A 25712-nucleotide genomic window follows, 5' to 3' on the forward strand; every position below is an offset into this window, starting at 1 on the left:
ATTGCCCTGCGTGATCGGTGCTCGTAATCCTCACGTCTTCCAAAAAAACAACCGCCAATGTCCATCCCCCATCTTCCTGCTCTCCGCAAAGGCCGCCCTTATGAGTCGCTCGACAAGGTTCAGGTCAAAGACCACAAAACCGGCGAAGTCTGCGCCGAAGTCAGCCAGGTGAATGCCGGCATCGTGCGCAAAGACCTCGCCAAAATCGGCGAAGCGCGCGCTGCTTTGAAAAAATTCACGGTCGAGCAGCTCATCGAGATCACCGCCAAGGCCGGCGAACTCTTTCTCAACGGCACCCTGCCCCTGGGAGACAAAGGCCACACGCAGACACCGCAGGAGTACATTGCCACCCTTTCCCGCACCAGCGGCCTGCCGCACATCATGGTGAAGCGCAACATGACGAAGATCCACTTCGCCATGACGAACATGAAGATGATCCTCAACGGCCTCACCCGCGGGCTGGACCTGAGCGTGATCGACCGTGGCTTTGGCACCCAGTCCGGCTGCCCCGTGTCCTACTTCCCCACCACCAAATCCCTCGGCCTCGTCATGCCGAGCAACTCCCCGGCGGTGAACTCCCTCTGGCTGCCCTCCATCGCGCTCAAAATCCCCGTGGTCATCAAGCCCGGCCGTGAGGAGCCATGGACCCCCTTCCGCCTCATCCAGGCCTTCATTGCCGCCGGTGCTCCTGCGGAAGCCTTTGGCTTCTACCCCACCGACCACGAAGGCAGCGGCGAAGTCGTCAAGCTCAGCGGCCGCAACCTCGTCTTTGGCGACGTGAACATCGCCAAGATGTACGAAAACAACCCCGCCGTGCAGGTCCACGGCCCCGGCTGGAGCAAGATCATCATCGGCGAGGACAAGATCGAAAACTGGAAGGAATACATCGACGTCATCGTCAGCTCCATCAGCGACAACGGCGGCCGCTCCTGCATCAATGCCTCCGCCGTCATCGTGCCGAAGTATGGCAAGGAAATCGCTACGGCCATCGCCGAGCGTCTGGGCCCCGTGAAGCCCACGGCCGCAGATGACGACAATGCCCGCCTCTCCGGCTTTGCCAATGTGAAGATGGCCGACTACATCGACAGCGCCATCGACAGCGACCTGCAGACCCCGGGCGCTGAAGACGTGACCGCGCAGTTCCGCGACGGCCCGCGCAAGGTGGAGTTTGAAGGCGGCACATTCCTGCGCCCCACCATCATCTGGTGCTCGGACAACAAGCACCCACTCGCCAACCGCGAGTTCCTCTGTCCTTACGCCAGCGTGCTTGAAGTGCCGCAGGGCGAAGTGCTCGGCCGCATCGGCTACTCCCTCATCGTCACCGCCATCACACAGGACCCGGCGTTCATCAACGACCTCCTTGAGTGCGGCGACATCGACCGCCTCAACATCGGGCCGATCAGCACCATGAAGATCAGCTGGGACCAGCCGCACGAAGGCAACATGTTCGAGTTCCTGTACAAACGCCGGTCGATTGACTGTGCTTGAGTTCCGAAGCCATCCTCATGGAATCGGTCCCTCAACCTTCTCCGCAAACCAAGCCGAAGCTATTTTGCTTCGTTCTCATGCCGTTTTCATCTGATTTTGATGATATTTATCAATTCGGAATCAAAGATGCGTGTCAAGCTGCTGGCGCTTACTGTGAACGTGTTGATGAACAGCACTACAACGAAAGAATGCTGGATCGAATTTATAATCAGATTGCCAAAGCAGATCTGATTATAGCTGACATGACCGGGAAAAATGCGAACGTATTTTACGAGGTTGGCTACGCGCACGCTCTTGGAAAACCAACGGTGTTGCTTACTCAGAACGCGGCCGATATACCATTCGACCTGACGCAGTTCCTTCATATCGTTTATGAAAAGAAGCTGAAAGTTCTTCAAGAAAAATTAACCGCTCGCGTGTTGTGGCATATCGAGCATCCAACCGCCACCCCACAGGACACGTCATTCCCGTTGGATTTGCTTATAAATGGAATATCTCCATTGCGGAGCGAGATTGTTTTGTGTTGCGATGAATCAAGGTATTGGATCGATATTCCTGTGACAATTCACAATCGTAGTTCACATCACTTTGGATCAGATGCATTCAAATTGGGGGTGATTTTAGAAAAAGCAGTCGATAATGTCGGAACTGGATTTCGTGAAAACGTCTCATCTGCAGTCCTCGAGAATGGGCTTGTTCAATATATTTTGCCCAGCAGGAAGAGTCTTATGCCTGGTGAGGTGCAAGCTATAAAGATCGGCTTCAGCTTTAATCCGTCTTTAGTAATTGGAAAGCGAGCAGCAACTTTACGACTATTTACGCCCAATACATATCGTGATTTCCCTTTTCAATGGGCCTCCAACAGTAGTGAGCAATAACTAGAAATGTCCCTCGCCCCCTTCGACTACCAGCCGCGCACGCGCCTCATCTACGGCAACGGCACGCTCGCGCGTGTGGGTGAACTCGCGCAGGCTCTCGGCGGCACGCGCGCACTGGTGGTGAGCGATCCCGGGATTGTCAAAGCGGGCTACGTCACCCGTGCCGTCAGCTTTCTGGTGGAGGCAGGCCTGCAGGCGCGTGTGTTTGGCGACGTGCGGGAAAACCCCAGCACGGAAGATGTGGACGCCTGCGTGGAGATTGCCCGTGAGTTCAAGGCCGACCTCATCATCGGCCTCGGCGGCGGCAGCAGCATGGACACCGCCAAGGGCTGCAACTTCATCCTCACCAACGGTGGGCGTATTCACGACTACTGGGGCGTGGGCAAGGCCACCAAGCCCATGCTGCCGCTCATCGCCATCCCCACCACCTCAGGCACGGGCAGCGAGTGCCAGAGCTTTGCGCTCATCTCCGATGCCGAGACGCATGTGAAGATGGCGTGCGGCGATCCCAAGGCTGCCGCCAAGGTGGCCATTCTCGATTCCGAACTCACCATTTCCCAACCGCATCGCGTGACCGTTTGCACCGGCATCGATGCGCTGACGCACACGCTGGAAACCGCCGTCACGAACAAGCGGAATGCGTTTTCCTCCCTCTACTCCCGTGAAGGCTTCCGCCTATGCCACAGCGGCTTCAGCCGGGTGCTGCGCGATCCGAAAGACCTGGAAGCCCGCGGCATGATGCAACTGGGTGCAGCCTATGCAGGCATCGCCATTGAAAACAGCATGCTCGGCGCCGCGCACTCCTGCGCCAATCCCCTCACCGCCAAGTTTCACGTCGTCCATGGCGAAGCCGTGGGCGTGATGATGCCGCACGTCATCCGCTTCAATTCCCAGGACCCGGAGATCGCCGCCATCTACAAAAGCTACTTTGATGGCGACCTCGCCGACCGTGTGAGCGAACTCCTCTGGGAGGCCAAAATGCCTCGCAACATCGCCGAATACGGCGTGAAGGAGGAGCACCTGCAGGACCTCGCCGAAATGGCCGCCAAACAGTGGACCGCGCAGTTCAATCCACGCCTGCCCAGCGTGGCGGACTTTGTGGAGCTGTACCGCGCAGCCATGTGACACGGCGAATCTGATTTGCCTCTCCGCCCCGGCGCGCTTTTCTGTCGGCTCATGTGCGGCCGTCTCAATCAATTTGCCAAACTGCGCGGGCTTTCCCTGGCCGGCAAGAAGCTGCGCATCGAGCGGCGAAAGCCAAAGAAGGACGAAGACCGGAAGTCCGAAACGGAAACGGTCAACAACATCTGCCCGACGGACTACGCCGATGTGCTCACGATGCAGGGCGGCAGCGTGGAGATGGAGCGCATGCGGTTCGGCCTGGTGCCGTCCTGGGCCAAGGGGAGCAAGAAGGAGGTCGCAAAGAAGTTCGGCCACACCTTCAACGCCCGCTGTGAAAGCATCTTTGACCTGGCCTCCTACCGTAGGCCAGTCCTGAGCCAGCGCTGCCTCGTCCCTGTGCGTGGCTGGCATGAGTGGCCGGACCGTACCACCCCTTACTTCATCCACCGCAAAGACGATGAGCCCGTGCTGCTGGCCGCTGTCTGGGACGTCTGGAAAAGCACCTGCCCGGAAGACTTTGAGAGCGGGCGCATCATCACCTCCATGAGCGTGGTCACCACACCGCCGGGGCGTTACATGGCGAAGTTCCACGACCGCAGTCCGCTGATCCTTGAAGAGGAGGCCGCACTCTCCTGGCTCCAGCTTGGCCTGAAGCCCGATGATCTCCGCAGTTTTTTCAGCCCCTACGAGAGCGAGCTGCTGGAAGCCTACCGCGTCTCCACCACAGCGAATCAGGCGCGCAATAAAAGCGACGAGACCCTGCGCCCCATCGCACCGCCTGTGCCGCAGGCTGGAGATGAACCGGTGAAAGCCGATGAAGATCCCGGTCCGCAACTGCTGCTTTTCAGCGCTTGAGCAAGACCGCCGCCGTCGCTGTTTTTCCGTGAACATCAGCGCATCCGTGTTTAAGAGGCTGCTGTGACTCCCACCCAACATCTGGAAACCCTGCTGGCACGGCCTGAGCCTTTGCTGGCACTGGCCCCGATGCAGGATGTCACGGACCTGGAGTTTTGGCGGCTCATGGCGCGCTATGGCGGCGCGGACGTGTATTATACCGAGTACTTCCGTGTGCACCCGGACTCGCACCTGGACAAGCCGATCCTCGCCTCCCTCATTCATAATCCCACGGGCAGGCCGGCCATCGCGCAGATGATCGGCAACGACATCCCGGCGCTGGTGCGCAGCGCCAAGGAGCTGCAGCATTACAACATCGCGGCGGTGGACCTGAACCTCGGCTGCCCTGCGCCGGTGGTTTATAAGAAGTGCGCGGGCGGCGGGCTGCTGCGCGATGTGCCGCGCATCGAGGGCATCCTCGGGGCCTTGCGCGAGGCGGTATCCATCAAGTTCACGGTGAAGACGCGCCTGGGCTTTGATGACACCGAAACTATCGACGCCCTGGTGCCGCTGTTTGCCAAGCATGGCGTGGACCTTCTCACCATCCATGGCCGCACGGTGCTGCAAATGTACCGCGACGGGGTCCGGTATGATCTCATCGGCGCCGCCACCGCCAATCTCCCCTGCCCCGTGCTGGCCAATGGCAACATCAACTCCCATGTGGATGCCGCCGAGGTGACACAGCAGACCGGCGTGCGCGGCCTCATGCTCGGGCGCGGCGCCATCCGCAATCCATGGATGTTTGACCAGATCCGCCAGCACGTGCGAGGCCAGCCCGTCTTTGAGCCCACCCCGGAAGACCGGATGCGCTATGTGGAGGAGCTCTACGAGTGTGTGACGACACCCAACACCCGTGAGCTGGACATGGTAAACCGCATCAAAAAGCACCTCAATTTCTTCGCCTGGGGCCTGCCAGACGCCGAAGGCTTTCTCAACACCATGCGCCGCTGCACCACCCGCGCGGGCATCATGGAGGTTTGTCGCAGGGCCTTCGCGGCCTGACTCCCCCGCAATTTTCACAGCTTTTGCTCGTATTGGACAACCCCCCAAGCCTATGCTATCGCCCCGCCCCATGTTTTTATCCCGACCTCTCCTTTCTGCCCTGGTCCTGACTCCCGCGCTTCTTGGCGCTGCGGAGAAGGTAGATTTCAACAAGCAGATCAAGCCCCTTCTCGAAGGTGCCTGCACTCACTGCCACGGTGAAAAAGAGGACAAGGGCGACTTCCGCATGCACACGCTGGAAGATATCAAGAAAGGCAACGAAAACGGCCCCGGCCTGACCCCCGGAGACCCGAAGAAGAGCGCCATCTACACCACGCTGCTCCTTGCCGCCGATGAAGACATGGCCATGCCGCCGAAGAAGGAAGGCTCGCTGGAGAAGTCCCAGATCGAAGTGATCAAGACCTGGATCGAGCAAGGTGCCGAATGGCCCGCCGGCGTGGTGCTGGAGCAGACGCCGCGCATCAAGTTTGAAAAGCACATCCAGCCCATCCTGGAGCAGAACTGCGTCTCCTGCCACAATGCCGACAAGGCCAAGGGAGACTGGATCATCACCACCAAGAAGGAAGCCTTCAGCACAGGTGAAAATGCGCCAAACATCACCCCCTTTGATCTGAAGAGCCCCATTTACCACCTCACCACCCTCGCGGCGGACGAAGATGATCTCATGCCACCGAAGAAAAGCGGCGGCCCGTTGAGCAAGGAGGACATCAACTACCTCAAGCTCTGGATCGAACAAGGCGCCCCCTGGCCGGACGACCTCAAGCTGACCGCCAAGGAGAAGAAAGGCCCGGCCACCTCCAACCCGGACAACATGGAGCTGGTGAAGAAGATCCACGCATTCATCGTGCAGACCTCCAAGGAGAAGAAAGAGGCCGAAATGAAGCCCTACGACTCCAAGGTGCCGAAGACCGGAGTTCCCTTCAGCATGGTCGTGATCAAGAGCGGCGAATTCATCATGGGCAGCCCAGAGAGCGAGGCTGACCGCGGCGAAGACGAAGGCCCGCAGGTGAAGAAGACCATGAAGCCTTTCTGGATGGGCAAGTATGAAGTGACCTGGGATGAGTATGAGCCCTTCCAGCTCACCAGCATCGGTCGCAACAAGGATGGCTCCCGCCAGGTGTGGAAGCCTACCGACAAGCCTGAAGACCTCATCTCCCAGCCCACGCCGCCCTACCAGCCGATGGACTTCGGCATGGGCCGTGACCGCTACCCGGCCATCTGCATGACTCAGCACGCCGCCAACAAGTACTGCCAGTGGCTCAGCGCCCAGACCGGGCAGTTCTACCGCCTGCCGACCGAGGCCGAATGGGAGTACGCCGCCCGTGCCGGCACCAAGACCGCCTACTTCTTTGGTGACGACAAGGCACAGCTCAAAGACTACGCCTGGTATTTCGACAACGCCCCGAACTTCCAATACGCCAAGGTGGGCCTCAAAAAGCCCAACCCCTGGGGCCTCCACGACATCTACGGCAACGTCTGCGAATGGTGCCTTGACCAGTACACCCCCACGACACCGGGCACCGCCATCCTGGGCAATGACTGGGTGCGCTCCAAGACCCCCTACCCGCAGGTCGCCCGCGGCGGCACCTATGACGACGATCCCGATGCGCTCCGCAGCGCCGCCCGCAAGGCCTCCGATCCGCTCTGGAAGCAACAGGATCCACAGCTGCCAAAGAGCATCTGGTACCTCACCGACGCCACCTGGCTGGGCTTCCGCATCGTGCGCCCGCTGGAAATCCCCACGGTGGAGGAGATGTTCGCCGCCTGGAACAATGGGGTCGCCAAAGAATAACCCCCGACCTGACCTTGCCCTTCAACAGGCCGCTGCCACCCAGCGGCCTGTTTTTTTTGATTGCCCTTCGCTTCCCGCTACGTTCAAGCTCTCCCCTTTCACTCCCTTATCCGCTTATCTCATGACCCAGCCCAAATCTTCCAACAATGGCGCCATGGCCGCCCTGATCGCAGCCTTTCTCGGCTGGCTCTTCGACGGTTTTGAAATGGGTCTGTTCCCGCTGATCGGCAAACCGGCGCTGCAAGACCTGCTGCCAAAGGCAAATGCCGTTGTGCAGGGGCAGTGGTTCACCGTCATCATTTCCGTCTTCCTGGTCGGTGCTGCCACCGGCGGCGTGCTGTTCGGCTGGCTGGGCGACAAGCTGGGCCGAGTGAAGGCCATGACGCTGGCCATTTTCACCTATGCCATCTTCAGCGGCCTGTGCGCTTTCGTGACCGAGGCCTGGCACTTCGCCGGCCTGCGCTTCATCGCCTCCCTTGGCATGGGCGGCGAGTGGGCGCTTGGGGTGGCGCTGGTCAATGAAATCTGGGGCGGCAAAAACCGCGCTTGGATCGCCGGAATGATCGGCGCAGCTTCCAACATCGGCTTCCTCCTCACCGGCCTCATCAGCTGGCAGCTCAATGCCAGCCTCGAAATCGTCACCGGCTGGATTCATGCGATGGGCCTTTCTCCTGAAAACACCGAATACCTGCTGCACAACCGCGCCTGGCGCTTCATCGCCGTGAGCAGCGCGCTGCCTGCGCTGATCAATTTCTTCATCCTCGTCTTCGTCCCTGAGTCCCACAAGTGGGAGGAGGAAAAGAAGTCCGGCAGCACCTCGCACTGGGCTACCATGGATCTCATCGGAGTTCTCATCGCCTGCCTGGCGGCCATCGGCATCATCTATGTGTGGTCTCCCATGACGGACATGGGCAACCTCGCCGCCGGCTGCGTGACCTTGGTCGGGCTCGGCATCGCCCTCTGGGGGTACCTGCACCCCATGCGCCAGTACATGGCGCGCTCCGTCGCGGCAGGCAGCACCCAGATTGCTGAGCGCAGCACCATCATGAGCAACCTGCTGCTCGGAGCCGGACTGGCAGCCGTGGCACTCCTGGGCACCTGGGGCTCCGCCCAGCAGGCTGCCCGCTGGGCGTCAGGCCTGGCCCCTCAAGGCTCCAAGCTGCCAATCATCGACTACATCGTCATCTCCACCGCGCTGGGCGCCATTCTTGTCACCCTGATCACGCCTTTCATCGCGGACAAGCTCGGCCGTCGCATCACCTACACCTTGCTCTGCGCCACAGCGCTCGCCTCGGCCCTGGCGTTTTTCCAGTTCAACAAGCCCTTCACCGGAGACACCACACCGCTGTCCCTCATCATCACCGCCTTCCTGCTGGGCGGCATCACGGCCTCGTTCTACGGCTTCTTCCCGCTCTACTTCCCCGAGCTCTTCCCCACCAGCGTACGTGCCACGGGCCAGGGCTTCTGTTTCAACTTCGGTCGCCTCATCGCCGCCGTGGGAGCTCTGCAGCTGGGAAATCTCACCAAGTACTTCGGTGGCGATGCAGGAGGTCTGCACGCCGAAGCCCACGCGTTCTCCGTACTGTCCTGCATTTACCTGCTGGGCATGGTGCTGGTCTGGTTTGCCCCGGAAACCAAGGGGCGCTCTCTACAATAGCCCCCAATTGAGGACATTGACCTGCATGGCAGACTGAAAGAGTGTTTGCCAAACTTCCTTTCATAGATAATAATAAGCGTACATTAACCTCTCACAAATAAGAAGTTATTATCCCCACTGAGTAAAAACTTATGGATTCTATGATTTTACCTTGATCCTACCAATAGAACTTGTTACATTAGTCATAATTCAAGATTTTCTCGGAAACCATAGCTCTAAGGACACCCTCCATGATTAACGGAACCAAAAACCCAGCCAAAGACCACGCCAAACTGGCAGATTTCATCCTGTTCAGTCAGCGCGAGTTTTTGCTTAATCTCTCCCGAGAGCTGAACCGAGATAACATCTCTTTTGCTCAGTTCTTCCTGCTCGGCTACCTCGCGACCTCGAAGGAGCTGACCATGACGGACATCGCCCGCAAAATGGGGCACTCCACAGCTGCCGCCACCGGCCTCGTGGACCGTCTGGAAAAGCTCGGTCTCATGGAGCGCACCCACGCTGTGGATGACCGCCGCAAGGTGCTCGTCCGCATCACCTCCCGTGGCATCGAGCTGGTCAGCCGCCTGCGTGACGAACTGCAAAATCAGATCGCCGACGCGATGAGCGAAACCTCCTCCGCAGATGCCGACAGCTTCATGAATTCCTACCGTGCGCTGGACACGACCGCAACGGCCCGCTAAGCGTTCCCGCCCACCACAATTTGCAAAGGCGCCCGGTTTCTCCGTGCGCCTTTGTTTTTTTCATGGCAAGAAAGCTTCACGATGAATCAAGACCCGCCGTGGATGACCTTTCCAGCCCTCGAAGCCCTGCCGGGTTTTGAGCATCGCTTCACACTCCGCCATCCAAGCATCGATGTGGACGAAGAGCGCGCTGTGGTGGTGAGCCGGCTCTGGGACTGGCACCGCTCCCAGGCTGAGGAAATCGGCTTCAGCAGCACGGCCCTGTGCATCGCCGAGCAGGTGCATGGCCGTGAGGTGGCGGTGCTGACCTCTCCTGCAAGTGAAGCCATTCCCGGCACCGACGGCCTCATCTCCAATGTCCCAGGCCTGCTGATCGGCATCTACGTGGCGGACTGCTGCGCGGTGTATCTCGCCGATCCTCGCAGCGGAGCCTTTGGCGTGGTCCATTCAGGAAAAAAAGGCTCGGAAATGGGCATCACTGCGCATGCAATCGACAAAATGCAGCAGCACTTCGGCACGCGTCCGGAGGACCTCTGCATTCAGCTGAGCCCCTGCATACGCCCTCCGGCCTATGAGGTGGATTTCGCAGCGCAGATCCGCCAGCAGGCTCTGCAAGCAGGCGTTCCGCCGGAGCAGATTCACGACACCGGCCTCTGCACCTCTTTGGATTTGCACCGCTTTTATTCCTACCGCATGGAGAAAGGCCGCACAGGGCGCATGCTGGCGCTGCTCGGGCGCACTGTTTGACGACCATGACATTTCTTTCACCCGCCAAAATCAACCTCTGGCTGCGCATTCTCGGCAAACGGCCGGATGGTTTTCACGAGGTTCAAACCCGCCTGTGCCGTCTGGCCCTGGGAGACACGGTCGAGATTGAGCTGCTGGGCAAGGGCTCGGATGTGACCCTCTCCTGCTCCGACCCCACAGTGCCGCTGGATGAAAGCAACCTGGCCATGAAGGCTCTGCGGGCCTTTGAAAACAGCACTGGCACAAAGTCATCCTGGCGCATTCACCTGGAGAAAAAAATTCCTGCAGGCGCTGGCCTTGGCGGAGGCAGCAGCAATGCCGCCACGGTGCTCATGGGAGCCAACGAACTGGCGGGCTCGCCCCTGACTCAGCAACAGCTGATCGAGCTGGGGGCCCAGATCGGTTCAGACATCCCGTGCTTCATTCTCGACAGTCCCGCCGCCGACGGAGCAGGGCGTGGAGAGCTGGTCACCGAAGTGGATTTCCCCTGGCAGCTGCCGCTGGTCCTGATCAAGCCCCCCTTCCCCATCCCCACCCCCTGGGCCTACAAGCGCTGGGCAGACTCCAAGGAAATGCCCGGCATCCTCTACGCCCCGCAGATCTGCCCCTGGGGAGCCATGTCCAATGATCTGGAGCGGCCCGTGTTTGAGAAACACCTGCTGCTGCCCACGCTGAAAACCTGGCTGCTGGAGCAAAGCGAGGTCCGTGTAGCTCTGATGTCCGGCTCCGGCAGCACCATGTTTGCCATCACGGAAAGCCCCACCCAGGCTGCGGAACTGGCGGCAAAAGCCCGCGAATGGTGCGGTGAAACATCCTGGATTCAGCACACACAGACCGCCGCCATTTGAGGTGAGCCGCCTCGGCGCCGAAAAAATTGAGGCCGGGCGGCTCCCGATTCCGCCCGGCCTCTGGTTTGATCAACCTCAACTTGGACCTGCGGTTAGGCAGGGGGTTTAAGTCAACAACCAATCACTCTCAAGACCCAGTCTATGGAGGGCTGAAACCCCGCATATCCTGTTAATCGTGTTAGTATGGGGTGGCCGCGGAGTGTTTGAAAAAAGATGAAATTATTTTTGCGCGACACATCCAGCCGCTTCGTTCTCACATGCTCCTATGCCTGAACTCCCCATGCTAACCGACTCTGAACGTGCCATCTACGAATGGCAGATGTGGGTGCCCGGAGTCGGCGAGGAAGGCCAGCAAAAGCTCAAGGCAGCCTCGGTGCTGATCTCCCGTGTTGGTGGTCTGGGAGGCCTGGTGGCCCTGGAACTCGCGGCTGCAGGCGTGGGCAGGCTGGTGCTCGCCCATGGGGGTGACTTGCAGCCTTCGGATTTGAACCGCCAGCTTCTGCAAACCCACGACCACATCGGCAAACCACGCATGGACTCCATCGTGCGCCGGCTGCAGGAGCTCAATCCCCGCTGTGAAATCGTGGGCAAGGCGGAAAACGTCTCCGAGGGCAACGCGGAGGCGCTGGTGGCCCAGGCTGACATTGTGGTGGACGCAGCTCCGCTGTTCCAGGAGCGGCTGGCGCTGAACGCCGCCGCCATGCGTGCAGGCAAACCCATGGTCGAGTGCGCCATGCACACGCTGGAGGCCAGCGTGACGACATTTGTTCCCGGCAAATCCGGGTGCCTCGCCTGCTATGTACCCGAAGTGCCGCCCAGCTGGAAACGCCAGTTTCCCGTCTTCGGCGCCGTCTCAGGCACAGCAGCCTGCATTGGGGCGATGGAGGTGATCAAACTCATCACCGGCATCGGTACGACACTTTGCGGTGAACTGCTGTCCATGGATCTCTCCACGCTTCAGTTCCGCAAAGTTCGTCTTCCAAAACGGGGCGACTGCGCAGTGTGCGGCTAGCAAGCTTCACTTCGCCACAAAGTCCACCACACAGACTTTGTCCAGCAGCGGCTTGAGCTTGGAGACAAAGGCTGCATGCTCCGGGTGGGGAAGATAGACGTCCAGGCCGGCCTTGTCCTTGAAGGTGACGAGGAAGCAGTGGGTGAAGCCATCATTGAGGCCTTCGGGGCTCACGTTGGTGCCCCATTCAAAGGCAGTCACGGTGTTCACTTTCTTGGCCAGCTCGATGAAGGCATTTTCAATCCCCTGAACCTCTGCAGGTGTGGCGCTGTCCTTGAACTTGAAGAACACGACGTGGCGGTAGGGGGCGTCTGCAGCAGTGGCGAGGGTGGTCATGGCGGAGAGAAGAATGGCGAGCGCAAAAAGGGCGGCTTTCATGGTGCGTGAGGATGCCGCAGGGTGCTCTTTGCGTCAATGGCGCAAAGAGGTTGCACCGTGGCATCGCGCATGCTCCTTAACACCACTTATGAGCCACTGGGACCGCTTTCAGAAATACTTTGTCCGCTACTCGAACCTTGGATTTTCCATCGACATCAGCCGCATGGCTTTCGAGGATGATCTGTTCAGCAAGATGGCAGGTCGCATCGAGTCCGCTTACAAGGCGATGACCGAGCTGGAGGCAGGAGCGATTGCCAATCCTGACGAGCAGCGCATGGTCGGCCACTACTGGCTGCGCAACGCCCGTCTGGCCCCGAACGATGCGCTGCAGCAGGAGATCAGCGAAACGCTGGCTGCCACCCTGAAATTCGCCGCAGACATTCATGCCGGCACCGTGACCGCCGCGAATGGCAAAAAGTTCACCCGCGTGCTCGTCGTCGGCATCGGCGGCTCGGCACTTGGTCCTCAGCTTGTCGCAAATGCGATCACCCCGGCCAACCCGCCGCTGAGCATTTCCTTCCTCGACAACACAGACCCGGACGGCATCGATCGCGTGGTGGCCCAGATCGGCGATGAGCTGGCCACGACCATCACTCTCGTGATCTCAAAATCCGGCGGCACCAAGGAAACACGCAACGGCATGCTGGAAGCCGAGGCAGCGTACAAAGCGGCAGGGCTGGATTTTGCCAAGCATGCCGTCGCAGTGACAGGTGCGGGCAGTGAGCTGGACAAGCACTCCACCGCACAGGGCTGGCTGGCCCGCTTCCCCATGTGGGACTGGGTGGGCGGACGCACGAGCCTGATGAGCGCCGTGGGCACGCTGGCCGCCGCTCTCCAGGGAGTGGATGTCCTGCAATTTCTGGCCGGTGCAGCGGCCATGGACGTGGAAACACGCCAGCGTCCCGCCAGCGAAAATGCCGCGATGCTGCTGGCGCTGATGTGGCACCACGCAGGCAAAGGCCAGGGCCTCAAGGACATGGTCGTTCTTCCCTACAAGGACAGGCTGGTTCTTTTCAGCAAATACCTCCAGCAGCTTGTCATGGAAAGCCTGGGCAAGGAGCATGATCTGGATGGCAAGGTGGTGAATCAGGGCATCGCCGTGTATGGCAACAAAGGCAGCACCGACCAGCATGCCTATGTGCAGCAGCTCCGTGACGGCGTGAACAATTTCTTCGTCACCTTTATCGAGGTGGGCAAAGCGCGCGACACCGCTTCCATTGAGGTCGATCCGGGCTTCACCACGGGCGACTACCTCCAGGGCTTCCTGCGTGGTACCCGCAAGGCCCTGGCGGAAAAGGGCCGTGAGTCCATCACCCTGAACATTTCAGAGCTCAATGCCTTCAATCTTGGCATGCTGATCGCCCTGTTTGAGCGCGCCGTCAGCTTCTACGCCAGCTTGGTGAACATCAATGCCTACCACCAGCCCGGTGTCGAGGCCGGCAAGAAGGCCGCCACAGATTTCCTTGCTCAGCTGGCCAAGGTGCGCGCAGAGCTCACTGTCACGGGACGCACGGCGGATGAAGTGGCTGCAAAACTGGGCATCGACCCCGAAGACGCCTATCACATGCTGAACCACCTGGCGGCCAATGCCCAGGCGAAAATGGTTTTGACTGGTGACAGCCCGGCTTTGGATCAATTCGCTGCTCCGTGACAAATCGCCGTTTGCACACATATCGTGGGCCACCTATAAATCGCAGCCCAGAGAAGCCAGCCATCTTCCGGCGATAACGACATGCGTGACATCCCCATCCACTACCAAATCGCCTGCGTCATTCTGACCGCCCTTTTCATCTGGTCGTTCAGCATTGCACGCGAGCCACGCGGTTGGCGGCGGCTGTTTCAGTCCATGTTCTCCAAATCGGAGCACTTCTCAGTCAACAAGAACAAGGTCATCGACGAAGCCCTCAAACGCTACGGCATCGTTGTGGCCATGGCCATTCTGGTGGTGGACGTTTCCTGCTTTGTGCTCGGGGTGACGGATCGCTACCGGGACAAAATGCGTGATCTGACCCCTGCACAGCGCGAACGCATGCAGGAGATCAACAAATACCAGAACAGCGGCAAGCCGGGTGGCCTGGTTCAGTAATCACCTGTTCAGCTTGACCACCAGAGTGTCAGCCACCAGATCATGCAGGCAGCGCTGATCCTTGCGGAAGATCATGAATGAGTCCGCAAACAGAAGCATCAGCCCCATGGCCCCAAAGTAGGCAAAGCTGGTAAAGATCAGAATAAAAAAGATGACGGACCTTAGCATCAGGGCCTTGATGAAACCGGCCTTGCTTCCCTCAGGCCAGCGCACCACCTGAATGCCCAGGCATAGCTTGCCGATGGTCTGCCCCCGCAGGGTTAACAGCACAGCGTTGATGATCAGCGCCGCATCAAACACCAGACTGGCCAGCGGCAGCTTCATGCCGCCGGATTGCTGAAGTTTTTCCGCACGTTGCTGCATGGCATTCATCATCGCCGTCGGATCATTCTGCAGTTTTTGGGTCTCCTCCACAAAGGCAGGATCAAAGAACAGAGTCAGAACGACCCACAGAGGCACAAAAATGAGGGTGAAATCGATCATTTTGGCCACGAACCGCTGCCCACGCGACGCCAGCTCCAGACGCCTTGCCTTATCGTGCCTGACTTCGGCACGCAGGGCGGTCATGGAGGGCGTTTCGGCGGTTCCAGGCGGCTCCGCTTCCTCAGGGTTTAATTCCTGCAGGTGAGCCCCCAGAGTCTCCCATTCCTTCATGCCCTCCGTCCAGCAAAGGTCCGTGCGTTTGAACCGGCCGTCCCGCAGGCCGGCGCTCACATCCAGATCGCTGAATGTGCCTAGCTGTTCTTCGCCGCGTGCCAGATGGTATTTCATGGAGATGACTGTTGCTGTGTGTCGTATGCTAGATAGCTGCTAAGCAGCCCGCATCAAGCTCCCATCCTCTCCCGATTGAAAACCATCCTCCGCGTCTTTTCCTACCTGCGTCGTTACCCCTGGCTGGGCTCTGCCCAGATCGCCTGCGCCATCACAGGCACGCTCATGGTCATCGTCTTTCCACACATCACGCGGGAGGTGCTGGATGTGGTGGTGCCCGGAAAACAGTGGGACCGCATCACCCCGCTGGCTCTGTGGGCTCTCGCGGCCTACTTTGCCCAGCATCTCTTCAACTCCCTGCGCATCCAGCTCAACAACACCTTTGAGCAGAAGGTGATCTACGACCTGCGCAGCGACATCTACCAGCGTCTGCAGACGCTGCCTCTGCGGTGGTTCGACAACCGCCCCTCCGGGGACATCATGACCACGGTCTCCGAGGACATCCCCAGCGTGGAGCGCGTGCTGATCGACGGCATCGAGCAGGGGCTCGTGTCGGTGCTGCAGATCATCGTGGTGGGGGCCTTCATGCTGCAGGCAGATGTGAAACTGACGCTGTATGCGCTGATCCCCCTGCCCTTTCTGGTGGCCGGTGCGCTGACCTACACACGCACTTCCCGCGACCGCCACCGCAAGGTGCGCAAGGCCAGCAGCGCGATGAACAGCCTGCTTCAGGACAACGTGTCAGGCATGCGCCAGATCAAGGCCTACGCGATGGAGCGCGAGGAGCACGACCGCTTTAACCGCGCCAGCGACGCTCTGCGCAGCGCCACGCTGCATGTGATGCGGATCTGGGCCATCTACCGCCCCGGCATGCACTTTCTGACCAGCATCGGCATGGTCATTGTACTGTGGGTAGGCGCACGGGAGCTGATGGGCGGCAAGATTCAGGCGGGTGACCTGACTGCCTTCCTGCTGCTGCTGAAATTTTTCTACGACCCGATCGAGAGCCTGCACCAGCTCAACCAGATTCTTCAGTCTGGCCGCGCTGCGGGTGAGCGTGTGTTTGACATCCTGGATGCGGAGCCCGAGGCCGACACCGTAGGCGGACGCGAGATGGCGGGCATCAAGGGGCAGGTGCGCTATGAAAACGTGGGCTTCAGCTATGCAGGCAAGACGCCCACAGTGCACGGCGTCTCGCTGGAGGCGCTGCCGGGGCAGACCATCGCGCTGGTGGGCCCCACGGGCGCGGGTAAATCCACGCTGATCAACCTTCTGACGCGCTTCTATGAATACGATGAGGGCATGATCACCATCGACGGTGTACCGGTGCATGAACTCAACAAGGCCTGGCTGCGCCGAAACATCGGCTACGTGACCCAGGAAAGCTTTCTCTTTAACGGAACGGTGCGTGAGAACCTCGTCATCGGCCGCCGCGATGCCACCGACGAGCAGCTCTGGCAGGCGCTGCAGAGCGCGAATGCAGATGGCTTTGTCAAACGCCTGCCCGACCTGCTGGACACCCATGTGGGCGAGCGCGGCGTGAAGCTCAGCGTGGGGGAAAAGCAGCGCATCAGCATCGCCCGCGCCCTGCTGCGCAATCCGCCCATCCTCCTGCTGGACGAGGCCACCGCCAGCGTGGACACGGAGACGGAGCGGCAGATCCAGGAGGCGCTGGAGCACCTCATGGCAAACCGTACCAGCTTTGTGATCGCCCACCGTCTGAGCACCGTCCGCAACGCCGACTGCATCTACGTGCTGGAGCACGGCCGCATCATCGAGAAAGGCACGCACGATGAGCTGATCGCGCAGGATGGGATGTATGCCAAGCTGTGCCGGACGTCATTGATCGCGGCGGAGACTGCGGCTGAGGAATGAACCCCTCCGCACATCTCCCAAGCAAAAAACTTAAACTAAATACAAAAGAACTGGAAACCCGGCCGCAGATTACATAAAAGCACGCCATGAGCGTTGCATCCTCTTTTCCCAAAGTTTATCAACGCACCGGAGCGCGGCAGTGCAAAAAGCTCGTGATCGCGGTGCACGGGATGGGAGACCAAAGCCGCAACGACATGGTGCGCTGTGTGGCGGGCTTGTTTGCGCAGGTCTTTGCGGACAAAACCAAAATCGGCACCCAGGCCATCCACCTGCCGCAGGGACTGTGGGAGGGAAAGGATACGAAGAACCCTGTCGAGGATGACATGATCAGCTTTGCGCCAGCCGCAGAGCATGCGGAAAAACTCAAGGATCTGTCGGACATGGCCTTTGCGGAGATCTACTGGGCGGACATCCCGCGCGAGATCGAATATGCCCACAGGCTGGAGCCATCCCCCCAGTGGGCATGCAGCGTGGTGGATCGACTGCGGCAGAGAAACGACCTGCTGCGCAGCTATTCCGGCAGTGATGTAACCACGGGCGCAACGGTGGTGGAGGAAGTCGCTGAGACGATCAACATTCTCAATCGCGTCCTCATTCCCCTGGAGAAAGCCGGCTCATTCACCTTTGACCTCGGCCGTGTGCTGAACCAATACCTGGGAGATGTCCAGCAGGTGGCGGACTATGTGCATGTGCGTGAGAGCATTCTCCGCAGGTTCCGTGAGCGCATCGACTACCTCGCGCGGATAAGCGAAGCCAAGGAGATCCATTTCGTAGCCCATAGCGAGGGCACTGTGCTGACGCTGCGCGCGCTGCTGCGGGCGATGAACACGCGTGTGAAAGAAAGCCCCGAGACCCCCCAATGGCTGGACCGTGTGCGCAGCCTGACCACGCTCGGCTCGCCCATCGACAAGCATCTCTTTCTCTGGCCTGAGATGTGGGGCTGGCTGGCAGAGGGTGAGGAGGAGGTGAGCAGCGTGACGGGTGAAGAGCGGGAGAGACTGCTCGTGGAGCGCCGCTCCCACTGGTACTGCGTGCAGGAGAAAATCCGCTGGCGGAACTACTACGACTACGCGGACCCGGTGGGCTATGACCTCGATACGGTGCGGGAGAAGCTGGCGCTGTGGGGATGCGAAAATTTTGCGTTCAAAAGCGAAGACGACTACGGCTTCCGCCGCTATCCGCTCGCAGGCATGGCGCACATTGCATACTTCAATGACCCCAACCTGTTCCGGCACATCTACGATCATGCAATTGATCCCGTGGCAGACATCACAAAGCCAGGCGACACCAAGTGGGGCAAGCTGAGCCCCGTCATTCCCTTTGTCATCGTGGTGGCCATCCATGTGGCGGCCATCGTTGTTTTGCATCATTCCATGGAGAAAGAGCAGATGCAGAAAGTGCTGGATCTGCTGACAGACACCCCCGAAAACGTGTCCCACATGGTCACCTGGCTGCGGAGCTGGCAGGGCATGGCAGCCTGCGGCCTCGTGCTTTCCGGCACCACCTTCTGGAGCCGGGCGGGAGTCATCGGCGGCTGGCGTATGAGCAAGACTTTCTGGCCCATGCTCTACTACTTTGGCACGGTGGATCTTCTCTTCTGGCTTGCCAAGGCTGCAGAAAAGCCCCCGTCTTTGCTGATGCTGGCGCTCCACATCGCGCTGCCTTCCTTCCTGCTGGTGGCCCTTGGCCTGATCATTGATTGCTGGAACCGCAGCACCGGGCGCTCTCCGCTGTGGGCGCTGCGCTGGCAGATGATCATAGGAGGAGCAGCCGTGGGCATAGCCTCCCTGTTTCAGGTCAAAGATCCCAATGCCTCGCTGCTCACCGCCGTGCTCGGCTCCGTGACCTTCATGTATGTCTGGTGGCTCGGAGTGCTGCTGTATGACCTCTGCTACGTGTGGAAGCGCTACATCAACACCACCGGCGAAACCTTTGTGCAAAAGCTGCGCAAAAACACGAGCCTGCATCACCTGGAAATGCAGGGGGCAAAAGCGAAGGCCGCCAACCCCTAGCACAGGCCCGGTGCAAGCTACGAGACCAGGCAGCGGCGGAGGAAGTCCACCGTCATGCCCAGCGCCTGACGGGCCAGCTCGGGGTCGTAGCGCAGCCCTTCATCGCGCAGGAAGGCATGGGCGGCATTGAATTCATGCCAGGTGAATTTCACGCCTGCCGCTGTGAGCGTCTGGTAGATCATGGCACGGCCTTCGGCGGGCACATGCGGATCCTGGCGGCCAAAGACGAGCATCATCTCCCCCTTGATGTCGGCGGCACGGGCCAGAGAGTCGTCGTTCATGCCAGCGCCGAGGCTGCGTTTGTGAAGATCGGTGGGGTAAAAGCACACGGATGCCGACACATCCGGCTGCAAAGCTGCACGGTAGGTCAGATGCCCGCCGATGCAGGGACCAAAGGAGCCCAGCCTGCCCGTGCAATCTGGGTGCTCTTTCAGGTAGTCCAGCACCGCACGATTGTCCGAATCATACGCCGCCACCGGCTTTTCAATCTTGAGCTTGTTGCCCACGTCGGAGCCCGCCTGATCGTAGACCAGCACAGTGCCCGCAGGCAGGTACTCGTGGTAGATCTCCGGCAGCACCACGATGAAGCCATGCCCGGCCAGGAAGGCGGCGGTGCGGCAGATGGGGCCGGTGTTTTGGAAAATTTCAGAATGGAACAGCAGCCCAGGAAAGCGGCCCTCGCCTGCGGGACGCAGCACCAGCGCACGCATGGGGCCGGTGGGGGTGGAGAGCTCGATGGTTTCGGGTTCGCGGAGAGTCATGGGGGATTGATATATGGATTACAGAGCGCCCGGCACCCACGCGACAATGCGCAGGGGGCCGCCGCTGCCTTCTTTGATCTTCATGGGCAGCGCGATGATGTGAGCACCTGTGGCGGGGAGCAGGCTCATGTCTCCCACGTTTTCAAAGGCGGGGATGTTTTGCTCCAGCAGGATACGGTGACTTTCAAACAGCGAGGACTGACCGCGATCAATGCTGGCGGTGTCGAGGCCGATGGCCTTGATGCTGCGCTGCGCCACCAGCCAGCGTGCAGCATCTGGATGCAGGCCGGGGAAATGAAGCTGCGGCACGGCCTCTGCGCCGCGCTGCTCGGTGCCCAGGTAGGTCTTCGGGTCTGGCCAGCGTTTTGCATAGCCGGTGCGCAGCAGGACGATGATGCCTTGGGGCAGCAGGCCATGAGCTTTTTCCCAGGCCTCAAAATCTGCCACGTTCACCTGATAATCCGCATCAGCAGCGGCCTGCGCCGAGACATCCACCACCACCGCCGGACCCATGAGTTGATCGACCGGCAGTTGATCCACGGTCTTTCCTTTCTCTGCAAAATGGATGGGCGCGTCGATGTGCGTGCCGCCATGCTCGGAGGCACGGTAGCGGTTGGCGGCGTAGAAATAGCCCTTCGGCGTCATGGCGCGTGACTCCACCTCCAGCTGAAAGCGTTGCGCCGTGGGCCAGTAGAGCGTGTCTGCGGCAAACTCATGCGTGAGATCGATCCATCTGCCGCCTGCGAAGGGAGATGTGGATGCGGCAGGAGGTTCGGCCTCGGCCAGGCTGAGAAGCCTGCCCAGGGCGATAAGGCCTAGCAGACCAAGGGGAAAGAGGAGCGCCTTCATGCGATGCAGTTCTAGCCAATGTAAAGACACTTTCCAACAGGGTTTTGCCTGCATGGAGGATCGGGAGCGGGACCGGCTCTTGCCAGCCCGCGTTTCAAACGCTAGTGGGCTCATCATGACTCCTGACTTTTCCTCCCGTCTCGCCGGCATGCTGCAGGGCAGCTTCATCGCGGAATCCGTCTCGCTCGGAGTGCACTGGATTTATGACCCAAGCCTCATCGTGCAACGGCATGGCCGGGTGACGGGTTACATGGCTCCGGGTGCCAGCTCCTACCATCCGCACAAGCAGGCCGGTGAGCAGGGCCATGCGGGAGATCAGGCGCTGCGGCTGCTGACTTTCCTCCAACGCGAAAAGCACTGGGATGCCGCCGCCTTCCTCACCGACTGGCAGGCCATGTGGCCGAGCTACAACGACTACGTGGACAAGGCCACCAAAGCCACGCTGGCCAATCTCCAGGCCGGAGCCACGGCGGCCACGAGTGGTGCGGCATCCGATGAACTTGCCGGCCCGGCGCGCATCGCACCCCTGATGGCCTTCTTCGCCGACAAGCCCGAGTCTGATGCCGTGGCCGCCGCCATCGAGCAGACGGTGATCACGCACCGCCCGCCGGAGACGATCGAATGCGCTGAGTTTCTCGCCCGTGCCACGCACCGCCTGCTGCATGGTGGTGAGCTGCAGGACGTCATTTCTGAAACAGCTCCCGCATGGGCGCTGAAAGCCGCAGACTCAGCCACGGGCGCCGACGCCATCGGCCAGCTCGGCCGCGCCTGCCCCATCCCGCAGGCCCTGCCCGCCGTGCTCTGGCTGCTGCGCCATCATGGCAACGATTTTGCACAGGCCACCATCGAAAACGCCATGGCCGGCGGCGACAACTGCGCCCGCGCCCTCGCACTCGGCATGCTCCTCGGCGCCGCCCATGGCATTGAAGCGATCCCCACCGCATGGCGCGAGGGGCTGCTGGCGAAGCCTCAACTGGAGCGCGGACTTTAGTCCGCAGCACTCCGCCGAACCCCCAAGTTCTTAACCTCACACCAGCTCCCTTAAAACCGAGCATCAGCGTGCCTGCGGCGTTTCATGTGAAATAACACCCGCCATGCCGAACAACCTGCTGCGGAATGAATTCCGCGCTCCGATTCCATTTGCGCGTCACTGTGGCTTTCGTTTGTTTGTGCCATGAGCGAAGCACCTCACTCTCGTCGCACAGGTGTACCGTTTCGACCTGAGATGAGGCGGGTGATCGAGCAACAGCGTGAAACATCACCCAAACTTACGCGCGAGGAGAAGATCCAGGGGTTCTACGGCTGGCATGAGCGTGGCTACCTTCCCCATCGCGATGAGCCGGGACTGACTCAATTTGTCACTTTCCGTCTGGCTGACAGCTTTCCTGCTGCATTGCAAGACGAGTGGGAAAAGCTTCTGAAAATCGAAGACGACCGAGAACGTCGCATTCAGCTTGAGGACTGGCTCGACCTTGGCCATGGCTCATGTCATCTGAGAGACGAACGCCTGGCACAAATGGTTGCAGATGCCCTGCACCGGTTCGATGGGACCCGCTATCATCTCCTCGCATGGACCATCATGCCAAACCATGTGCATGTGCTGTTTGAAGTCAGTGACATCCCCATGCGAAAGATCCTGCACCAATGGAAAGGAGCGACGGCTCGCGCAGCCAATGCCTCACGGGGGCTTCATTCACCGTTCTGGCAGAAAGACTACTGGGACACCTACATGCGAGATCCCGATCATCAGGACCGGACGATCCGTTACATCCGCAACAATCCCGTGAAGGCAGGTTTGGTATCCGATTGGAAAGCATGGCCATGGACCTACGTGTGCGAAGAAACATAAGCCCTCAGGAGCGCGGAATTTCTTCCGCAGCACTCCGCCGGAGCCCCACGTTCTTAACCTCACACCAGCTCCCTTAAAACCGAGCATCAGCGTGCCTGCGGCGTTTCAGGTGAAACAACAGCCGCCATGCGCGAACGACCTGCTGCGGAATAAATTCCGCGCTCCTTTACCACTCACTAAACGGCACCGCGCAAAGATTGGAGTTGGTGTAGCGCATGTCGTGGCTGACTTCCTCGCCAATCCATTCAGGCAACGCGAAGGCGGTGTCTTCACTGGGCAGCTCGATCTCTGCCACGATGAGCCCGTCATTGGCTCCATGGAAAACATCCACCTCCCACAGCATGCCATCATGCAGCACTTCATACCGCGTTTTGTCGATCAGCGGCTGGTGGCAGAGCAGCAGCAGATCCCGCGCATGCTCCAACGGGATGGCAAATTCGATCTCCGTGCGTGAGATGCCGCGGCGGCGGCTCTTCACGGTCATGAAGGCGTCGTCGCCCACCACACGCACGCGGACGGTGCGGTCAGGATCGCGGGAGAGGTAGCCCTGCGCCATGCGGCGGCCCGGACCGGTGGGCTGCCACAGGCCGGGCTTGAGCAGGAATTTACGTTCAATCTCCGTGGCCATCCGTGCTCTCAGGCCTCCTTGGAGGAATACAGCGCCACGAGCGCGGCTCCGATGGACTGGGAAAGCTCGCCCAAAGTGGCGGGCACGATCTGGAGTTCTTCGCGCTGTTTCGGGAAAAGGTAGGGCAGAGCAGCGGCACGGATGCCACCGAGGTAGCGCTCGCGGAATTCCGGTGTGGTGCTCTCAGGGTCCACCAATCCACCGCCGATCACCACGATGCCGGGGTCCAGCGCCATCGAAAGATTGGCCACATGGATGCCAAGGGCACGTGCCTGGATGTCAAAGATCTTCAGCGCAAGCTCATCGCCCTTCTGCGCACGTCCGCGCAGGGAAAAGCCTTTGCTCCTCAGCGTCTCGTCGCTTTTGGCGAGTTCGTGATCAGGATACTTGGGCAGAAAGAACTCCAGGAACTGCGACAGGCCGGAGATGGTGGAGTAGGCCTCGATGCAGCCCCAGTCACGACCGCAGCCGCAGCGGAAGGCAGGCACCTCATCCAGACCATGGCCCAGCAGGTGACGCGGGATGGGCATGTGTCCGCCCTCCATGCCTGCGAGATGATCGCCGCTCAGCGGCAGGCCATTGGCATCGATGTAAGCCGCGCCCAGACCGGAGCCGGGGGCCAGCAGGAGCACGGTGGATTTGGTGGCGCCACGCACGCGGGCGGCCTCGCCCACGCCGCCAAAGTCACCGTCATTGCCCACATACAGCGGGATCTCGCGGCCTGCGGCCTTGGCGATGGCGGCGGAGTAGTCCGCGTGGAAATTCCAGCCGATGAAGCTGTCCGGCAGGTTGGAGGATTTCTCCAGCACACCGTAGCGCTGATAAGGCCCTGGCAGCGCCAGCCCCGCAGCCGCCACGCGGTCCCAGGAGAGGCCGTTGTCCTTCAGAAAGCCTTCAGCTCCCTCCACCCAACCCGCCACCACGGCAGCGGTGCCCGCCTGGGAATTCGTCGAGCTCTGGCGCAGATGCGTGGAGACAGGCTCGCCATTGGCGAACACGCCGCCGGTCTTGGAAGTGGTGGCCCCGGAGTCGGTGCCGAGATAGATGTCGCGGGTAACAGTAGGCATATCAGGGCCGCGAATGTGGAGAGCGAATGGCAGGTGGTCGAGCAGAATGCGCGTCGATGAGTTGGTAAATGGATAGGGAAAGAATTGGTTAAGCCTGGAGCTCCACTTTTACCTCTGCGCGCTTCAAAACGAAGTAAAAGCGACTGACGTTTATTTGAATGACAGTCAGCACTAGGATTGCGGCATTCAAACAATAGGCAGCATTGCCAGTTCACACGAGCGAGCACTTTGATGAGACAAAATGCGATTTCCCTTGTAAGAGACTCAGGTTTTCCTGCAAATTAATAAATTGAGACGTACAAATCCACCCCCCTACGTTTATGCGCAACCATCCCAGCAAAAACACTTTTGAAGACAGCCTCTTCACCCTTCGTTTTATGGGACGAGAAATGGATGTCCGAGGTGTTAGTATTTATGATTTGGGATTAACGTTCGTAGCTTTTCAAAGAATAGTTAATAAAACCTTTCTTTTAACCCGAAGTCGCTTGGACAAGGGAGCTTTTCCCAATTGGGATGAGCGTCAAATGCTTGCACTGCAAATAGGACAACGGAAAAAAGCTTCTGATGGTTATGGCTTAATTCCCATTTTATCCGACCCGTCTACTGTACAGATCCTAAAGTTCGTGGGAGAGCAATTAATGTCAGGACTAATGGGATATTATGTTCAGGATATCATGCAGCGTTTAAAGAAGGAACCAGACGATGACAAGAGATATTACATTGGCTCAATACATGCTGAAGTCGTGAATTTCGTCGGAAGGATAGATGCCGCTGGAGGCATTGGCACCGTTGAAATAGGAGCGCCCGGAATTGATCCAAATATGAGGGTTCAATTTTCTGAAACGACGAAAAATTACGTTAACAAGCTATCGAAAGAGCATTTCTTGGGACCGAAAGAAATAATTCGAGGGAAACTCCTCAAGATGATACCAGCCTCTGGGGTGATAGAAATTCGGCGAGCTGGAGGAGGCGTTGTTAAAGTTCACGTCGACACGGAAATTTTCGAAAAGGTAAGATTTGATAAATCACGGTCAGACATTTTGGAATTTATCGGGAGGCCAATTTTTCCATTGGGAGCTAAATCGCAAAAAGTCCATGAGTTACAGGCAACCGATGTACATATCATAGCATCCGAAGAAGACGATGATAAAGAAGGTTTTTAAAACTTACTTTTGCCACATTTCATATAGATATACATTGTATAATCAGGCCGCCTCTTAGATGCATAAGGTTGATCCAAATATCTCAATCTACCGCCTTCACACACCGCCCCAGATCGCCGGGCACTCGACGCTGACTCCCACATCCGGCAGATATTTCCAGCACCGGTCCCATTTGCAGCAAGATGCCTCATGGACGGCGATGGAAAGGTCGCG

The 25712-nt window shown here is 59.4% G+C and carries 24 protein-coding genes; 18 read left to right on the forward strand and 6 right to left on the reverse strand.

From position 1 onward, the window contains the following. The first annotated feature begins 57 nt into the window (after positions 1 to 57). The 11 genes from ACZ5WW_RS02600 to ACZ5WW_RS02650 all read left to right on the forward strand — a co-directional run bounded on the left by ACZ5WW_RS02600 (position 58) and on the right by ACZ5WW_RS02650 (position 12120). Positions 58 to 1488 carry an aldehyde dehydrogenase family protein gene (locus tag ACZ5WW_RS02600; RefSeq protein ID WP_377169771.1) on the forward strand — a complete coding sequence of 477 codons (1431 nt, stop codon included), beginning with the start codon at positions 58 to 60 and terminating at the stop codon, positions 1486 to 1488. Positions 1489 to 1505: 17 nt separating this feature from the next. Beyond that, the gene (locus tag ACZ5WW_RS02605; protein WP_377169773.1) at positions 1506 to 2366 is read left to right on the forward strand and encodes a nucleoside 2-deoxyribosyltransferase; all 861 of its coding nucleotides are present in this window, start codon (positions 1506 to 1508) and stop codon (positions 2364 to 2366) included. Positions 2367 to 2372: 6 nt separating this feature from the next. Next, the gene (locus tag ACZ5WW_RS02610; RefSeq protein ID WP_377169775.1) at positions 2373 to 3491 is read left to right on the forward strand and encodes an iron-containing alcohol dehydrogenase; all 1119 of its coding nucleotides are present in this window, start codon (positions 2373 to 2375) and stop codon (positions 3489 to 3491) included. 51 nt (positions 3492 to 3542) lie between these two features. Further along, complete coding sequence (locus ACZ5WW_RS02615; protein ID WP_377169777.1) at positions 3543 to 4343, forward strand: SOS response-associated peptidase; 801 nt, start codon at positions 3543 to 3545, stop codon at positions 4341 to 4343. Positions 4344 to 4406: 63 nt separating this feature from the next. Beyond that, complete coding sequence (locus tag ACZ5WW_RS02620; protein WP_377169779.1) at positions 4407 to 5384, forward strand: tRNA dihydrouridine synthase; 978 nt, start codon at positions 4407 to 4409, stop codon at positions 5382 to 5384. 70 nt (positions 5385 to 5454) lie between these two features. After that, positions 5455 to 7176: an SUMF1/EgtB/PvdO family nonheme iron enzyme gene (locus ACZ5WW_RS02625; RefSeq protein WP_377169781.1), complete on the forward strand. Its 1722-nt coding sequence runs from the start codon at positions 5455 to 5457 to the stop codon at positions 7174 to 7176. Between the two features lie 121 nt (positions 7177 to 7297). Then, positions 7298 to 8833: an MFS transporter gene (locus ACZ5WW_RS02630; protein WP_377169783.1), complete on the forward strand. Its 1536-nt coding sequence runs from the start codon at positions 7298 to 7300 to the stop codon at positions 8831 to 8833. Between the two features lie 230 nt (positions 8834 to 9063). Beyond that, positions 9064 to 9513: a MarR family transcriptional regulator gene (locus ACZ5WW_RS02635; protein WP_377169785.1), complete on the forward strand. Its 450-nt coding sequence runs from the start codon at positions 9064 to 9066 to the stop codon at positions 9511 to 9513. Between the two features lie 102 nt (positions 9514 to 9615). Further along, positions 9616 to 10260 carry a purine nucleoside phosphorylase YfiH/LACC1 family protein gene (locus ACZ5WW_RS02640; RefSeq protein ID WP_377169787.1) on the forward strand — a complete coding sequence of 215 codons (645 nt, stop codon included), beginning with the start codon at positions 9616 to 9618 and terminating at the stop codon, positions 10258 to 10260. Positions 10261 to 10265: 5 nt separating this feature from the next. After that, positions 10266 to 11108, forward strand: coding sequence for a 4-(cytidine 5'-diphospho)-2-C-methyl-D-erythritol kinase (ispE, locus tag ACZ5WW_RS02645; RefSeq protein WP_377169789.1), 843 nt, complete (start codon positions 10266 to 10268; stop codon positions 11106 to 11108). 280 nt (positions 11109 to 11388) lie between these two features. Next, positions 11389 to 12120 carry a HesA/MoeB/ThiF family protein gene (locus tag ACZ5WW_RS02650; protein ID WP_377169791.1) on the forward strand — a complete coding sequence of 244 codons (732 nt, stop codon included), beginning with the start codon at positions 11389 to 11391 and terminating at the stop codon, positions 12118 to 12120. Positions 12121 to 12126: 6 nt separating this feature from the next. Here the strand turns inward: ACZ5WW_RS02650 and ACZ5WW_RS02655 are convergent, their stop codons facing one another. After that, complete coding sequence (locus tag ACZ5WW_RS02655; RefSeq protein ID WP_377169793.1) at positions 12127 to 12498, reverse strand: Dabb family protein; 372 nt, start codon at positions 12496 to 12498, stop codon at positions 12127 to 12129. A gap of 88 nt (positions 12499 to 12586) precedes the next feature. On the opposite strand from ACZ5WW_RS02655, the gene ACZ5WW_RS02660 reads away from it, so the two are divergent. Together ACZ5WW_RS02660 and ACZ5WW_RS02665 are read left to right on the forward strand one after the other, a co-directional pair. Then, positions 12587 to 14149: a glucose-6-phosphate isomerase gene (locus tag ACZ5WW_RS02660; protein ID WP_377169795.1), complete on the forward strand. Its 1563-nt coding sequence runs from the start codon at positions 12587 to 12589 to the stop codon at positions 14147 to 14149. 81 nt (positions 14150 to 14230) lie between these two features. Continuing rightward, positions 14231 to 14584, forward strand: a complete 354-nt coding sequence (locus ACZ5WW_RS02665) for a hypothetical protein (protein WP_377169797.1) — start codon at positions 14231 to 14233, stop codon at positions 14582 to 14584. On the opposite strand, the gene ACZ5WW_RS02670 is transcribed toward ACZ5WW_RS02665, so the two are convergent. Further along, on the reverse strand, positions 14585 to 15355 hold the full coding sequence (locus tag ACZ5WW_RS02670; RefSeq protein WP_377169799.1) for an RDD family protein: 771 nt from the start codon (positions 15353 to 15355) through the stop codon (positions 14585 to 14587). A 75-nt stretch (positions 15356 to 15430) separates the two neighbouring features. Between ACZ5WW_RS02670 and ACZ5WW_RS02675 the strand changes: the two genes are divergently transcribed. Together ACZ5WW_RS02675 and ACZ5WW_RS02680 are read left to right on the forward strand one after the other, a co-directional pair. After that, the gene (locus ACZ5WW_RS02675) at positions 15431 to 17170 is read left to right on the forward strand and encodes an ABC transporter ATP-binding protein (RefSeq protein ID WP_377169802.1); all 1740 of its coding nucleotides are present in this window, start codon (positions 15431 to 15433) and stop codon (positions 17168 to 17170) included. Between the two features lie 86 nt (positions 17171 to 17256). Then, positions 17257 to 19182, forward strand: a complete 1926-nt coding sequence (locus tag ACZ5WW_RS02680) for a lipase family protein (RefSeq protein ID WP_377169805.1) — start codon at positions 17257 to 17259, stop codon at positions 19180 to 19182. A gap of 17 nt (positions 19183 to 19199) precedes the next feature. Here ACZ5WW_RS02680 and ACZ5WW_RS02685 read toward each other — a convergent pair whose 3' ends face one another. Further along, positions 19200 to 19943: a dienelactone hydrolase family protein gene (locus ACZ5WW_RS02685; RefSeq protein WP_377169807.1), complete on the reverse strand. Its 744-nt coding sequence runs from the start codon at positions 19941 to 19943 to the stop codon at positions 19200 to 19202. Positions 19944 to 19961: 18 nt separating this feature from the next. Then, positions 19962 to 20792, reverse strand: a complete 831-nt coding sequence (locus ACZ5WW_RS02690; RefSeq protein WP_377169809.1) for a cyclase family protein — start codon at positions 20790 to 20792, stop codon at positions 19962 to 19964. Positions 20793 to 20907: 115 nt separating this feature from the next. On the opposite strand from ACZ5WW_RS02690, the gene ACZ5WW_RS02695 reads away from it, so the two are divergent. Then, the gene (locus tag ACZ5WW_RS02695) at positions 20908 to 21783 is read left to right on the forward strand and encodes an ADP-ribosylglycohydrolase family protein (RefSeq protein WP_377169811.1); all 876 of its coding nucleotides are present in this window, start codon (positions 20908 to 20910) and stop codon (positions 21781 to 21783) included. Between the two features lie 183 nt (positions 21784 to 21966). Further along, a complete protein-coding gene (locus ACZ5WW_RS02700; protein ID WP_377169813.1) occupies positions 21967 to 22641 on the forward strand; it encodes an REP-associated tyrosine transposase in 675 nt (224 codons plus the stop codon). A 166-nt stretch (positions 22642 to 22807) separates the two neighbouring features. On the opposite strand, the gene ACZ5WW_RS02705 is transcribed toward ACZ5WW_RS02700, so the two are convergent. Both ACZ5WW_RS02705 and ACZ5WW_RS02710 read right to left on the reverse strand, forming a co-directional pair. Next, on the reverse strand, positions 22808 to 23269 hold the full coding sequence (locus ACZ5WW_RS02705; protein ID WP_377169816.1) for a CYTH domain-containing protein: 462 nt from the start codon (positions 23267 to 23269) through the stop codon (positions 22808 to 22810). An 8-nt stretch (positions 23270 to 23277) separates the two neighbouring features. Then, entirely contained in the window at positions 23278 to 24336 is a 1059-nt protein-coding gene (locus tag ACZ5WW_RS02710) for an ROK family protein (RefSeq protein WP_377169818.1), read from the reverse strand. Positions 24337 to 24656: 320 nt separating this feature from the next. Here ACZ5WW_RS02710 and ACZ5WW_RS02715 point away from each other — a divergent pair, with 320 nt between their 5' ends. Next, positions 24657 to 25499: a hypothetical protein gene (locus tag ACZ5WW_RS02715; RefSeq protein WP_377169820.1), complete on the forward strand. Its 843-nt coding sequence runs from the start codon at positions 24657 to 24659 to the stop codon at positions 25497 to 25499. Positions 25500 to 25712: the final 213 nt, after the last annotated feature.

The sequence above is a fragment of the Prosthecobacter fluviatilis genome, from assembly GCF_055388355.1.

Excerpts from the sequence above, each read along its gene's own strand:
- ACZ5WW_RS02600 (WP_377169771.1), top strand. The coding sequence starts at position 58 with ATGTCCATCCCCCATCTTCCTGCTCTCCGCAAAGGCCGCCCTTATGAG.
- ACZ5WW_RS02605 (WP_377169773.1), top strand. The coding sequence starts at position 1,506 with ATGGAATCGGTCCCTCAACCTTCTCCGCAAACCAAGCCGAAGCTATTT.
- ACZ5WW_RS02610 (WP_377169775.1), top strand. The coding sequence starts at position 2,373 with ATGTCCCTCGCCCCCTTCGACTACCAGCCGCGCACGCGCCTCATCTAC.
- ACZ5WW_RS02615 (WP_377169777.1), top strand. The coding sequence starts at position 3,543 with ATGTGCGGCCGTCTCAATCAATTTGCCAAACTGCGCGGGCTTTCCCTG.
- ACZ5WW_RS02625 (WP_377169781.1), top strand. The coding sequence starts at position 5,455 with ATGTTTTTATCCCGACCTCTCCTTTCTGCCCTGGTCCTGACTCCCGCG.
- ACZ5WW_RS02630 (WP_377169783.1), top strand. The coding sequence starts at position 7,298 with ATGACCCAGCCCAAATCTTCCAACAATGGCGCCATGGCCGCCCTGATC.
- ACZ5WW_RS02635 (WP_377169785.1), top strand. The coding sequence starts at position 9,064 with ATGATTAACGGAACCAAAAACCCAGCCAAAGACCACGCCAAACTGGCA.
- ACZ5WW_RS02640 (WP_377169787.1), top strand. The coding sequence starts at position 9,616 with ATGACCTTTCCAGCCCTCGAAGCCCTGCCGGGTTTTGAGCATCGCTTC.
- ispE (WP_377169789.1), top strand. The coding sequence starts at position 10,266 with ATGACATTTCTTTCACCCGCCAAAATCAACCTCTGGCTGCGCATTCTC.
- ACZ5WW_RS02650 (WP_377169791.1), top strand. The coding sequence starts at position 11,389 with ATGCTAACCGACTCTGAACGTGCCATCTACGAATGGCAGATGTGGGTG.
- ACZ5WW_RS02655 (WP_377169793.1), bottom strand. The coding sequence starts at position 12,498 with ATGAAAGCCGCCCTTTTTGCGCTCGCCATTCTTCTCTCCGCCATGACC.
- ACZ5WW_RS02660 (WP_377169795.1), top strand. The coding sequence starts at position 12,587 with ATGAGCCACTGGGACCGCTTTCAGAAATACTTTGTCCGCTACTCGAAC.
- ACZ5WW_RS02665 (WP_377169797.1), top strand. The coding sequence starts at position 14,231 with ATGCGTGACATCCCCATCCACTACCAAATCGCCTGCGTCATTCTGACC.
- ACZ5WW_RS02670 (WP_377169799.1), bottom strand. The coding sequence starts at position 15,355 with ATGAAATACCATCTGGCACGCGGCGAAGAACAGCTAGGCACATTCAGC.
- ACZ5WW_RS02680 (WP_377169805.1), top strand. The coding sequence starts at position 17,257 with ATGAGCGTTGCATCCTCTTTTCCCAAAGTTTATCAACGCACCGGAGCG.
- ACZ5WW_RS02685 (WP_377169807.1), bottom strand. The coding sequence starts at position 19,943 with ATGACTCTCCGCGAACCCGAAACCATCGAGCTCTCCACCCCCACCGGC.
- ACZ5WW_RS02690 (WP_377169809.1), bottom strand. The coding sequence starts at position 20,792 with ATGAAGGCGCTCCTCTTTCCCCTTGGTCTGCTAGGCCTTATCGCCCTG.
- ACZ5WW_RS02695 (WP_377169811.1), top strand. The coding sequence starts at position 20,908 with ATGACTCCTGACTTTTCCTCCCGTCTCGCCGGCATGCTGCAGGGCAGC.
- ACZ5WW_RS02700 (WP_377169813.1), top strand. The coding sequence starts at position 21,967 with ATGAGCGAAGCACCTCACTCTCGTCGCACAGGTGTACCGTTTCGACCT.
- ACZ5WW_RS02705 (WP_377169816.1), bottom strand. The coding sequence starts at position 23,269 with ATGGCCACGGAGATTGAACGTAAATTCCTGCTCAAGCCCGGCCTGTGG.
- ACZ5WW_RS02710 (WP_377169818.1), bottom strand. The coding sequence starts at position 24,336 with ATGCCTACTGTTACCCGCGACATCTATCTCGGCACCGACTCCGGGGCC.
- ACZ5WW_RS02715 (WP_377169820.1), top strand. The coding sequence starts at position 24,657 with ATGCGCAACCATCCCAGCAAAAACACTTTTGAAGACAGCCTCTTCACC.